Raw genomic sequence first — 11,733 nt, forward strand, 5'->3', positions numbered from 1 at the left:
CTGTGCTTGGGGCGACCTACTCGGAGACCTCACGGTTGAGGGCCTCGGTGAGCTCTTCGTCGAGCTCGGGCAGGACGTCGTCGGGGGACTCGCCCTCGGCCAGGCGCTGGACGGCGGTCTGGATCGTGGTCAGCTCCCACTGGACGTGGCCCCAGTTGGCGGTGTCGGGGAACAGCCGCAGGTCACCGGTGGCCTGGGTGGCGGCGCCGGACAGGATCGGGTCGTCCTGGAAGGTGTCGCTCTCCAACACGTCGGTGTAGGTGGGGAACATCGACGACACCTCGTTGTAGGGCAGCGCGTTGTCCTTGCTGTTCAACGTGGTGATGTAGTCGAAGGCGGCGTCGGGGTGCTCGGAGGTGCCCCACACGGCCAGATCGGAGCCGCCACCGAAGGCGGGCGCCATACCGTCCACTCCCGGGATGGGCGCGGTGGCCCAGTGACCGGCGTGCTCGTCGTTGAGGTCCTCCAACTGGGCTTGGGCCCAGGGACCGTCGATGAACATGCCGACCTCGCGGTTGACGAAGTCGGCGTGGGCGCAGTCGACCTCGTTGAGGCCCACACAGGCGCTGGGGGAGATGCCGTCGACGGTCAGCCCGGCGTAGAACTCCAGGGCCTCGGCGGTCTCGGCGGAATCGAGCTGTCCGACCCACTCGCCGTCCTCCTCGACCGCGAACTCACCGTCGTTGGCCCAGACGAAACTGGCGATGCCGTTCAGGAAGTCGGTGGGCGCGGCGAAACCGGGGACGTCGTACTCGTCCTCGATGTCCTCGGCGACCTCGACCAGTTCGTCCCAGGTGGTGGGCGGCTCGTGACCCAATTCCTCCAGCTGGTCGGTGTTGTACCAAAGGGCGCGAACACCGCTGTACCAGGGGATGCTGTACTGTGCGTCGCCGAAGGTGCCGTTGGCGTAGGCCCCTTCGAGGAGGTCGGCGCTGTCGTCCCAGTCCTCGACGTACTCGGACACGTCGTAGAGGGCCTCGGCCTCGGCCCAGGTGGCGACCTGGTCGTTGCCGATCTCGACGACGTCGGGGCCGCCGGAGACCAGGGCGGTCTGGAAGCGCTGGCTGAACTCGCCCCACGGGATCCACTGGACGTCCACGTCGGTGTCGGGGTAGAGCTCCTGGTACTGGTCGGTGACCGAGTCCATGAAGGCGTTCTGCTCCTCGTTGGCGTCGCCCATTCGCCAAACGGTGAGAGTGTCGGGGGCGTCACCGGACGAGCCGCCGTCATCGGATCCGCCACCGCAAGCGGCGGCCAACATGACCACGGTCGAGGCCAGTGCGATCTTGGGGAACCTCATGTGAACCTATCTCCCTTCGCACGTCGCGCCGGGGCGCGGCGCCTGTGCTCGAAGCAACCTGGGATCATGAACGGATCCGTGTGCCTCGACGTCTGATCGGGGGGTGCTGGGGCAGCACTTTCCTGGTCGCCCCTCCGGCGCGGGTACCGGGGTCCGAAACCACTTCGGACCAGCCGGGACGTGACCTCCTGTGAGGTTGTGAGCTAAATTAACAGGAAACTTTCCTAATAAAAACAGGGTGAGGTGTCACGGTTATGTCTCAACGTCCGGGGACTCCCCGGCTGCTGCGCCAATTGAACGATCGCGCGGCACTCGAACTCCTACTCTCCGGCGGCCCGTTGACCAGGACGCAACTCGGCACGAGGACCGGCCTGTCCAAGGTGACCGCGTCCCAACTCCTGGCTCGACTGGAGGAGCGTGACCTGGTCCGGGTGGTGGGAAGCAGGGCCGGGGGGCGAGGCCCCAACGCCGCCCTCTACGCGGTCGTCCCGGAGAGCGCCTACGTCGCCGTCCTCGACGTCAGTGCCCACCGCGTCACCGCGACCATCGCCGACATCACGGGTCGGATCATCAGTGACGTCAGCGTCGATCCCAGCGCCTCCGACGATCCGGTCGCCCTGGTCCACACCGCCGTGATGCGGCTGGTGGAGACCGCCGAGGTCCCCCTCGAAAAGGTCCGTGCCTGCGTCATCGGCACCCCCGGGGTCGTCGACCCGCGTACCGGGGACATCCGCTTCTCCTTCGACCTCATGTCCTGGCACGAAGGAGTGCTCGAAGCGTTGCGCGCCGACCTCGAACGCTCGGTCATGTTGGAGAACGACGTGAACCTGGCGGCCCTGGCCGAACACGCGGAAGGGGCGGCCAAGGGGGTCGAGGAGTTCGCGCTCATCTGGCTCAGCGCGGCCGGCGGTGTCGGCATGGCCACCATGATCGGCGGGCGCGTCCACCGGGGTCGCTCCGGTGGCGCGGGCGAGATCGGCTACCTGCCGGTGCCCGGAGCACCCCTGTCCATCGACGTGGGTCTCTCCGGTGGCTACGAGTCCTTGAAGTCCGACGGCGACCGGGAACTACCGCACGGCTTCCAGACGCTGGTCCACGCCAAGCAGGTGCTGCGTCTGGCAGCCGAACACGGCTTCACCGGAGACGACGTCACCGAGGTGGTCGCCCGCGCCGCCGGATCCGGAGCCCCCGAGGGCGACGCCTTCCTCGACGCCTTCGCCGAACGGCTCTCCCGAGGAATCGCCGCCGTCAGCGTGATGATCGATCCCGGACTGGTGGTCCTGGGCGGGGACGTCGCCCGCGCCGGAGGCCCCAAGCTGGCCGAACGGGTGGAGGCCGCGACCGCCCGGATCGCGCCCAACGCCACCGAGGTCGCCCTGGGAACGGTCGAGGGCAGCCCGGTCGTGCGCGGAGCCCTTCTGCACGGCCTGGAACGCGCTCGCGACGAGGTGTTCTCGGCCACCGTCTGACCCCCGACCGCGCCCCGGACACCCCGGGGCGCGGGGAGTCAGTCCTCCTCACCGCCCGGGGACGGAGCAAAGGAATCGAGCACCGTCTCGAAGTCCTCCCGCCGCTCCTCCCGCAGTTCCTGCGGGAAGTTGATGCTCAGTCGGTAGGAGAGCGCGGTGTTCTCGTCGGTGATCTCACGAGTGAACATCCACCGTTCGGGGACCTCGCGCTCCTCGTGGATGTAGGTGGCCTCATAGACCGCGCTCTGCACGCCCGGGCCCTCCAACCGCGGCTCCAGCATCAGCTGTTCCGCGTCGCTGAAGTCCTCGTCCTCGTTGAGCAGCTCGTCCATCCGGCTCATGGCGCCCTCGGCGTCGTAGACCATGACGTCGTACCTGGTCACGAGCAGATCCATGCCGCCGGTCTCCACGCCGGTCTCGAACTCGTAGGAGGCCAACCGGATGACGCCGCCTCCCGGTTCGTCATCCTCGTTCTCGACCATCTCCCAGTCCTCGGGGGCGACCAGCGTGACCACTCCGTCGTCGTAGCGGGTGAACCCCTCCGGAGCCCCCTCGGTCGAACCCTCCTGGGCCGGAGTGGAGGGGGCCGACGACGGTTCCGTGCCGGGCCGGGTGGAAGGTGTTCCCGGGTCGGCGGCGACCTCCCGACCCTCGGAGGAGAAGGCGAACCACACCGTGAACGCGCTCAGCACCAGTAGGGCCAGGACCGCGGCCGCTCCGACGAACAGCGGCGTACGCGAGCGGCCGGGCCCGGCCCCGGCCGACCGCTCCGGGATCGGAGCAGGAGCCGGGACGGGACCGTCCAACAGGGCCAACGCCCGCTCCGGCAGCAGTCGGCGGCGCGGATCCCGCTCCAACAACCCGTTGATCACCGAGGCCGACCGCCCCCGGGCCGGTACCGGCGGGACCGGCTGGGTCAGCACCGCGGTGAGCGTCGAGGTGATGGTGTCGCGCTTGAACGGCGACTCCCCGGCCAGGGCCGCGAACAGGGTGGCGCCCAGGCTCCACAGGTCCGACACCGCGCCGTTGTCGTCGTGTTCCAGGCGCTCGGGCGCCGCGTACGCCGCGGTACCCAGGATCGCGCCGGTCCCCGTCAGCGCCGTCCCCCCGTGATCGGGCAGGTTGGCGATACCGAAGTCGGTCAGCACCGGCCGGGTGCCACCCGAGGTCAGCATGATGTTGGCGGGCTTGACGTCACGATGGACCACCCCGGCCCGGTGCGCCGCCCACAACGCGTCCAACAGCGGGCGCGCGATCCGCTCCACCTCCGCCTCCGGCATGGGGCCGGCGCGGCGCAGACGGTCGCGCAGGGACTCGCCCTCCAACAGCTCCATGACGATGAAGGGGATCCCGTCCACCTCCAGGACGTCGTGCACGGTCACCACCGACGGGTGGGACACCCGTGCCGCGGCCTGCGCCTCGCGGACCATGCGAGTCCGGGCGCGCTCGCGCTCACGAGGCGGCATGTCGTGCGGGAGGTGGACCTCCTTGATCGCCACCTCCCGGTTCAAACGGGTGTCGTGGGCACGCCACACGGTGCCCATGCCGCCACGGCCGAGCTCGCCTCGAAGTTCGTAACGGCCGACGGAGGCGCGGGGCTCCGGGGGATCAGTGGGGACCATGGGCACATCATCTCAAATCGGGAGCGCCGGAGCGTCCCGAGCTCGGGACGGATCCCGCCACATCGCCACGCGGGGGCGGACCAGGATGCCCGCCTCCTCTTCGATCTCCCACTGACGGACCAGATCCGGGCCCCATTCGGTCCGAGCGAGTGTGGTGAAGCCCCGCCGTTCGTACCAAGGGCCGTTCCAGGGCAGGTCACGGAAGGTGGTGAGGGTGACCCGGTTTCGTCCCTGGGCGGCGGACTCGGCGCACACCCGTTCCAGCAGAGCACCACCGATCCCGCGTCGGCCGTGTTCCGGATCCACCGCGAGCTGTTCCAGATGGGTGGCGTCGTCCAGCGTGATGGTCGCGGCCAGACCGACCACGGAGCCGTCGACCTCGGCCACCCACACCTGTTCGACGTGCTCCACCATCTCCCTCGGATCGTCCGGGGGCAGCTCCAACCCCGCTCGCGCGAACAACGTGTCGGCGGCCAGGGAGACCGCCACCACCGAGTCCATGTCATGTCGCCGCATGCGGCGGATCACCGGTTCGACCATGATGCTCAGCGTCGCAGACGCAGACCCTTGGGGGTGACGTGGAAACCCGCCGCCACCAAAGCCGGGTCCAGCGACGTACCGAACACCTCGACCCCGTCGGCACGCTCCACCAGCAAGGACTCGACCCGGCCCGTACGCACCAGATCGGCCACGGCCCGGGCCGCCCGCTCCAACAACGTCGCGGCGGACCCGAAGGTCAGCGCGGACCGGCCCGGAGACAGGTACAACGTGGGCAGACCCCCGTCCAGGACGACCAGGGCCCCCGCCGTGCGACCCGGCCGATGCGCGCCCGCCACGCCCGCAGGCCACGCCAGTTCGACACCGTACGGATTGGCCGGATCGGTGGCCGCCAACACCACCGGATCCCAGGCCCCACCGGGTGTCCCTCCCGACAGGGCCCGCAGCCGGTCCACCGCACCCGGCAGTGCGAACTGCGCGCCACCGAGGCCCTCCACGAAGTAGCCCCGACGCACCCGCCCGGTCTCCTCCATGGACCGCAGCACCCGGTATTCGTCCGTCGACAGGCCACGCCCCTGATGCCCGCGCACCAGGACCCCGCCGCGTTCCAGCCGTGCCTCCACCCGGGACAGGGTTCGCCGGGTCGGATCCGGGTCCGGCTCGGGCAGCGCCCACCACCGGCCCGCAGCCGTCGGCGGCCCCGCACGGGTCGGCAACACCGGACGTCGCCGCGAACGTGACGAGGGCCGACGCGGCGTCGGGCCCGAACCCGCCAGAGCCCGCAACGGTGCCAGGGAGTCGTTGGTGACACACCCGGACCACACCAGTTCCCACAACGCCGACACCAGCTCGGCGTCGGAGAACACCGCACCGCCCACCGCCCGGGCCACTCCGTCGGCGAGGTCGCGGAAGAACAGGGCCCCGCCCGAACGCAGTACCCCCAGGACGGCCGCCGCCGTCGACCCCTCCTCCGGCGGGAACGGACCCGGCAACGACGAGGAGGCGTCCTCGGCGGGGGCCAACACCAACCAACCGTCCCCACCCGGCAGTGAACCCGCGCCCGCCCACACCACCTCGCCGGCCTGGGTGAGCGCGTCCAACGACGTGGGGAGGAAGCCCTCCACCCTGGCCGGCAGCACCAACGATTCCAGGGACGAGGCCACCAACGGCACGCCCCGCAGCGACTCCACCGCTTCGAACACCGCGTCCGGACCACGCCACCGCTCACCCGGGACCGCCCGTTGCCACAACGGGGCGAAGACCGCCAACGTCGCCGGTTCCACCGGTTCCACCTCACGGCGCAGACGGGCGATCGATCCCCGCCGCAACCGGCGCAGCACGTCCGCGTCACACCACTCGGTGCCCGCGCCACCAGGTCGGAACCCCCCGCGAGCCACCCTGCCCCGTCGGGCCAGGTCCCGCAGCGCGCCCTCGACCGCGTCGACGCCCACACCCCAGCGGGCCGACGCCTCCGTGGACGTGAACGGTCCGTGCGTGCGCGCGTACCGGGACACCAGGTCCGAGAGGGGATCCTCCACCGGTTCAAGGAACACCGACGGGACCCCGGGCGGTGGCTCGGAACCCAGCGCGTCCCGAAGCCGCGACACGTCCTCCACCGCGCACCAGCGCTCCACCCCGGCCACCGACATGCGCACCACCCGCCCGGTGTCCTCCAGGGCGAACAACCAGTCGGGGTCCGCCCCGCGCTCCACCGCCTCATCGGTCGACAACGGGCCCACCTCCCGCAGCAGGTCCGCGGTTCCCTCCATGTCCCGCACCGGAGCCGCCGACCTCTGCAACAGGGCGCCGGTACGCTGCACCACATCCGGATCCAACAACTCCCGCAGGTCCGCGCCGCCCAACAGGTCCGCCAACAACGACGTGTCCAGGGTCAACGCCTGAGCCCGCGACTCCGCCGCCGGTGCGTCCCCCTCGTACAGGAACGCGGCCGTGTACTCCATCAGCAACGACCGCGCGAACGGCGACGGGTGCGTGGTCTCCACCTCCACCACCCGGATCCGTCGCGCCCGTACGTCCCACAGCACCCGTGTCAACTCCGCAACGTCGAACACGTCCCGCAGACACTCGCGCACCGTCTCCAACACGATCGGGAACGACCCGTACCGACCCGCCACCGACAACAGGTGCTGCGCACGCAGACGCTGCTGCCACAACGGCATCCGACGGTCCGGACGTTGACGCGGCAACAGCAACGCCCGCGCCGCGCACTCACGGAACCGCGACGAGAACAACGCCGATCCGGCCAGCTCTTCGGTGACCAGCGCCTCCACACCGTCGGGGTCCACCGACACCAGATCCGTCAACTCGCCGGGACGGCCCACGCCGCCGTTCTCCACGTCCGGCAGTCGCAGCACGATCCCGTCGTCGCCGTGCACCACCTGGGCGTCCGTCCCGAACCGGTCGCGCAACCGTCCACCGATCGCCAACGCCCACGGCGCGTGCACCCGTGCGCCCAACGGCGAATGCACCACCGCGCGCCAATCGCCCACCTGGTCACGGAAACGTTCGATCACCACCGTGCGATCGTCCGGCACCTGTCCGGTGGCCTCACGTTGCTCCGCCACGTACTCCACCAGGTTGTCCGCCGCCCACTCGTCCAACCCGGCGGTGATCGCCCAGACACGCCCCTCCTCGGCGTTCGCACCGGCCAACTCCCTGGTGGCCGCGCCCACGGCCCGACCCAGCTCCGCCGGACGCCCCTGCGCGTCCGCCTTCCAGAAGGGCATCCGCCCGGGCCGCCCCGGCGCGGGCGACACCATCACCCGGTCCGCGGTGATCGCCTCGATCCGCCACGACGTCGAGCCGAGTACGAACACGTCGCCCACCCGCGACTCGTACACCATCTCCTCGTCCAGCTCACCGACCCGGGTGGGCGCCCGACCGTCCGGGGCCGAGGCAAGATGCACCTTGAACAGGCCTCGGTCGGGGATGGTCCCACCACTGATCACGGCCAGTCGCTGGGCGCCGGGACGGGCGCGCAACACGTCCTCCTGCCGGTCCCAGACCAGTCGTGGCCGCAGCTCCGCGAACTCGTCCGAGGGATAGCGCCCCGACAGCATGGCCAACACCGACTCCAGCACGGAGTCGGCCAGGTCGGAGAAGGGGGCCGCGCGCCGCACCACCGTGGCCAGCTCCGGCACCGACCACTCGTCCATCGCCACCATCGCCACGACCTGCTGGGACAGCACGTCCAGGGGGTCGCGCGGCATCTCCAACCGCTCGATCCCGCCCTCGCGCATCCGCCCGGTCACGACGGTGGTCGCCAGCAGGTCGCCCCGGAACCGGGGCAGGAACACCCCGCGCGAGACCTCGCCCACCTGGTGTCCGGCCCGCCCGACGCGTTGCAGACCACTGGCCACCGACGGAGGAGAGGCCACCTGCACGACCAGATCCACGGCACCCATGTCCACACCCAGCTCCAGGCTGGAGGTGGCCACCACGCAGCGCAGCCGGCCCGTCTTCAGGTCGTCCTCGATGAGTGCCCGCTCCGACTTGGACATCGACCCGTGGTGGGCGCGGGCGATCACGGCGTCCGCGCCCCGGCTCTGTCCGGATTGGCCGGCGACCTGAGCGGCCACCTCCTCCTCGGGCAACGTGACGCCGGTGCGTTCGGCGTACAGGTCGTTGAGCCGGGAGCAAAGCCTTTCAGCGGTGCGACGGCCGTTGGTGAACACGATGGTGGAGTGGTGCGCCTCCACCAGGTCCAGGACCCGGCGTTCCACGTGCGGCCACACCGATCCACCCGGCTCGTCCAGGTCCGGCACCGGGACCTGCACCCGCAGATCCATGTGCGGGGCGTCCGGAGGGGCGACGATCCGCGCGCCGCCCAGATAGTCGGCGACCACCTCGCGCGGGCGCACGGTGGCCGACAGCCCGATCCGCTGAGCCGGACGTTCCAGGAGTTCGGCGAGCCGTTCCAGACTGAGGGCCAGGTGGGCGCCGCGTTTGGTCCCCGCAAGAGCGTGCACCTCGTCCACGATGATCGTCTCCACCCCGGCCAGCCCCTCGCGGGCCTTGGAGGTGAGCACCAGGAACAGGGACTCGGGGGTGGTGATGAGCACGTCCGGCGGGTGCGTGGCCAGACGGCGACGCTCCTGGGCCGGGGTGTCCCCGGTGCGTACCCCCACGGTGACGGGGGAGAGCTCCTGTCCGGCGGCGGCCGCGGCGTCGGTGATGCCGGTCAGGGGGCGGCGCAGGTTGCGCTCCACGTCCACCGCGAGCGCCTTCAACGGGGACACGTACAGGACCCGGCAACGTCGGGAACGGTCCTCGGGCGCGGGGGAGTGGAGCAACCGGTCCAACGACCACAGGAAGGCGGACAGGGTCTTGCCCGAACCCGTGGGCGCCACCACGAGTGTGTCGTCACCGCCCGAGACCGAGGCCCACGCCTCGGCCTGGGCCCGGGTGGGCCCGTCGGGGAAGGCCTGTTCGAACCAGGTCCGCGTCGCCGTGCCGAAGGGTTCCAAGGGGCCGCTCATCCGGCCAGTCTGCCGAACGGCTCCGACAGAAGGAGGCGGAGGACACACCCGGCACCTCGAAAAAGGGCCTGTGGACAACACCATCGAGGTCCCGTCCATCACCCATACTGGGGCCGATGAGACTCACCAACTTCTGGAACAACATGCGCGAGCAGTTCGGCGAGGTCTACGCCGAAAGCCTCGCCAAGGACTACGTGATCGAGGGACTGGGCTCCCGCACCATCGAGCAGGCGCTGGCCGATGGGGTCGGGGCCAAGGAGGTCTGGCGCGCGGTGTGCGAGGCGTTCGACCTTCCGGCCACCGCCCGCTGACCGACACGTTCGATCCGTGTTCGCTCTGTGGATGAACCAAGAATCGAACATAGGTTCGGGTAGAGTGACCGCATCGCCGGCGAACGTCGCGATTGTCGTACCGAAGGCGTAGCGTCAGGCGCATCATGAAGAAAAAGGCATCGACCCTACAGGGGAACCCCGTGGCTTCTGGAGACCGAGACAAGGCTCTCGAAACAGCGCTCGCGCAGATCGAGCGGCAGTTCGGCAAGGGCTCCGTCATGCGCCTGGGCGACGACGAGCGTCCGCCGATCGAGGCGATCCCCACCGGCGCCATCTCGCTGGACGTGGCCCTGGGCATCGGTGGCCTTCCCAAGGGCCGGGTCGTGGAGATCTACGGACCCGAATCCAGCGGTAAGACCACCGTCGCCCTGCACGCGGTGGCCAGCGCGCAGAAACAGGGTGGCATCGCCGCCTTCGTCGACGCCGAGCACGCCCTGGACCCCGAGTACGCCAAGAAGATCGGCGTCAACACCGACGACCTCCTCCTGTCCCAGCCGGACACCGGTGAGCAGGCGCTGGAGATCGTCGACATGCTGATCCGCTCCGGCGCGATCTCCATCATCGTCATCGACTCCGTGGCGGCACTGGTGCCCCGCGCCGAGATCGAGGGCGAGATGGGTGACAGCCACGTCGGTCTGCAGGCCCGCCTGATGTCCCAGGCCCTGCGCAAGATCGCCGGTGCGCTGAACTCCACCGGCACCACCGCGATCTTCATCAACCAGCTCCGTGAGAAGGTCGGCGTCATGTTCGGCTCGCCCGAGACCACCTCGGGTGGTCGGGCGCTGAAGTTCTACGCCTCGGTCCGACTGGACGTCCGACGCATCGAGACCCTCAAGGACGGCACCGACGCGGTCGGTAACCGTACGCGGGTCAAGGTCGTCAAGAACAAGGTCGCGCCACCCTTCAAGCAGGCGGAGTTCGACATCCTCTACGGAGTCGGCGTCTCCCGAGAGGGCAGCCTGATCGACCTGGGGGTGGAACACGGCATCGTGCGCAAGTCCGGTGCCTGGTACACCTACGACGGCACGCAGCTGGGCCAGGGCAAGGAGAACGCCCGCAAGTTCCTGCACGAGAACGCCGACATGGCCAACGAGGTCGAGAAGAAGATCAAGGAGAAGCTGGGTGTGGGCGTGACCGCCGGTGACGATAGCGCCTCCGGATCCGACACCGAGGCCAAGGCCGACCCGGTCAAGGACGCGGTCGGCAAGGATGCCGGGGCCAAGGCCCCCGCCGGGAAGAAGGCCCCGGCCAAGGCCGCGAAGGTGACCGACACGGATGCGTGAGCGGCGCCGGTCATCCGACCGCGCCGCTGCGGACGAGTCATCCGAACCGATGAACGCCGACCACGCCCCGGACGGGACCGAGCGCCCGTCCGGGGAAGACACCGAGGCCAAGGTCAGGAACCTGGTCCTGCGCATGCTCACGCATTCCCCGCGCACCCGCGCCCAACTCGAACGGACCCTGCACCGTCGGGAGTACGAGGAGGAGGTCATCACGCGGGTCCTCGACCAGATCGAGGAAGCGGGGCTGATCGACGACGCCGCCTTCGCCAAGGGGTGGGTCTCCTCCCGCCACCACAGCCGGTACCTGTCCCGCCGCGCGCTCTCCCAAGAGCTGCGCACCCGCGGAGTCGAAGAGGAGACCGTTCGTGAGGCGGTCGCCGAGGTCAGCGAGGAAGACGAGACCGAGGCCGCCCGCATCTTGGCCCGCAAACGTCTGGCCGGTAGCCGAGGCCGCGACCCCGAGACCCGTACCCGCCGCGCCCTGGGCGCCTTGGCCCGCAAGGGCTACCCGGCCGGTCTGTCGTACCGGATCGTTCGGGAGGAGCTGGAAGCGGAGGGCGGGGACACGGAGGGCGTGTAGGGCACGGACAGGGCAGGCGGGGGATCGACGCACTGACTGACACAGACCGGCTCTGAACTGATCCCTTGGGTGTGTGGGTGGGGCGCCTTGGCTAGAGAACCTGCTGGTCGTTGGGCGGTGTGGGGGAAGAGCGGTTGAGGTACCTCACGG

8 protein-coding genes are annotated in these 11,733 nt (G+C 70.0%); 4 read left to right on the forward strand and 4 right to left on the reverse strand.

All coding sequences use genetic code 11. The features are described from left to right. Positions 1–16 precede the first annotated feature (16 nt). Positions 17–1,300 (reverse strand): extracellular solute-binding protein, encoded by a 1,284-nt coding sequence (locus tag NLI01S_RS15350; protein ID WP_067604958.1) that lies wholly within the window; start codon positions 1,298–1,300, stop codon positions 17–19. Between the two features lie 254 nt (positions 1,301–1,554). On the opposite strand from NLI01S_RS15350, the gene NLI01S_RS15355 reads away from it, so the two are divergent. Continuing rightward, the gene (locus NLI01S_RS15355; protein ID WP_067604961.1) at positions 1,555–2,769 is read left to right on the forward strand and encodes an ROK family transcriptional regulator; all 1,215 of its coding nucleotides are present in this window, start codon (positions 1,555–1,557) and stop codon (positions 2,767–2,769) included. A 38-nt stretch (positions 2,770–2,807) separates the two neighbouring features. On the opposite strand, the gene NLI01S_RS25755 is transcribed toward NLI01S_RS15355, so the two are convergent. Genes NLI01S_RS25755 through NLI01S_RS15370 form a run of 3 tightly spaced genes read right to left on the reverse strand, consistent with a single transcriptional unit; the run spans position 2,808 to position 9,388 of the window. Further along, positions 2,808–4,391 (reverse strand): serine/threonine-protein kinase, encoded by a 1,584-nt coding sequence (locus NLI01S_RS25755; protein ID WP_157091041.1) that lies wholly within the window; start codon positions 4,389–4,391, stop codon positions 2,808–2,810. A gap of 12 nt (positions 4,392–4,403) precedes the next feature. Continuing rightward, a complete protein-coding gene (locus NLI01S_RS15365; protein ID WP_223809256.1) occupies positions 4,404–4,931 on the reverse strand; it encodes a GNAT family N-acetyltransferase in 528 nt (175 codons plus the stop codon). A 5-nt stretch (positions 4,932–4,936) separates the two neighbouring features. Beyond that, entirely contained in the window at positions 4,937–9,388 is a 4,452-nt protein-coding gene (locus NLI01S_RS15370; RefSeq protein WP_067604963.1) for a DEAD/DEAH box helicase, read from the reverse strand. 116 nt (positions 9,389–9,504) lie between these two features. On the opposite strand from NLI01S_RS15370, the gene NLI01S_RS15375 reads away from it, so the two are divergent. The 3 genes from NLI01S_RS15375 to NLI01S_RS15385 all read left to right on the forward strand — a co-directional run bounded on the left by NLI01S_RS15375 (position 9,505) and on the right by NLI01S_RS15385 (position 11,583). After that, complete coding sequence (locus NLI01S_RS15375; RefSeq protein WP_067604965.1) at positions 9,505–9,699, forward strand: DUF3046 domain-containing protein; 195 nt, start codon at positions 9,505–9,507, stop codon at positions 9,697–9,699. Between the two features lie 161 nt (positions 9,700–9,860). Continuing rightward, positions 9,861–11,003 (forward strand): recombinase RecA, encoded by a 1,143-nt coding sequence (gene recA / locus NLI01S_RS15380; protein WP_067604967.1) that lies wholly within the window; start codon positions 9,861–9,863, stop codon positions 11,001–11,003. Then, positions 10,996–11,583 (forward strand): regulatory protein RecX, encoded by a 588-nt coding sequence (locus tag NLI01S_RS15385; RefSeq protein ID WP_067604969.1) that lies wholly within the window; start codon positions 10,996–10,998, stop codon positions 11,581–11,583. Before recA ends, NLI01S_RS15385 begins: the two co-directional genes overlap by 8 nt. The last annotated feature ends 150 nt before the right edge of the window (positions 11,584–11,733 follow it).

The organism is Nocardiopsis listeri NBRC 13360, from assembly GCF_001570765.1.
Classification (GTDB): domain Bacteria; phylum Actinomycetota; class Actinomycetes; order Streptosporangiales; family Streptosporangiaceae; genus Nocardiopsis; species Nocardiopsis listeri.

What these genes read in the sequence shown, in the direction of transcription:
- NLI01S_RS15350 (WP_067604958.1), bottom strand. Translation starts at nt 1,300, where the DNA reads ATGAGGTTCCCCAAGATCGCACTGGCCTCGACCGTGGTCATGTTGGCC.
- NLI01S_RS15355 (WP_067604961.1), top strand. Translation starts at nt 1,555, where the DNA reads ATGTCTCAACGTCCGGGGACTCCCCGGCTGCTGCGCCAATTGAACGAT.
- NLI01S_RS25755 (WP_157091041.1), bottom strand. Translation starts at nt 4,391, where the DNA reads ATGGTCCCCACTGATCCCCCGGAGCCCCGCGCCTCCGTCGGCCGTTAC.
- NLI01S_RS15365 (WP_223809256.1), bottom strand. Translation starts at nt 4,931, where the DNA reads ATGGTCGAACCGGTGATCCGCCGCATGCGGCGACATGACATGGACTCG.
- NLI01S_RS15370 (WP_067604963.1), bottom strand. Translation starts at nt 9,388, where the DNA reads ATGAGCGGCCCCTTGGAACCCTTCGGCACGGCGACGCGGACCTGGTTC.
- NLI01S_RS15375 (WP_067604965.1), top strand. Translation starts at nt 9,505, where the DNA reads ATGAGACTCACCAACTTCTGGAACAACATGCGCGAGCAGTTCGGCGAG.
- NLI01S_RS15385 (WP_067604969.1), top strand. Translation starts at nt 10,996, where the DNA reads ATGCGTGAGCGGCGCCGGTCATCCGACCGCGCCGCTGCGGACGAGTCA.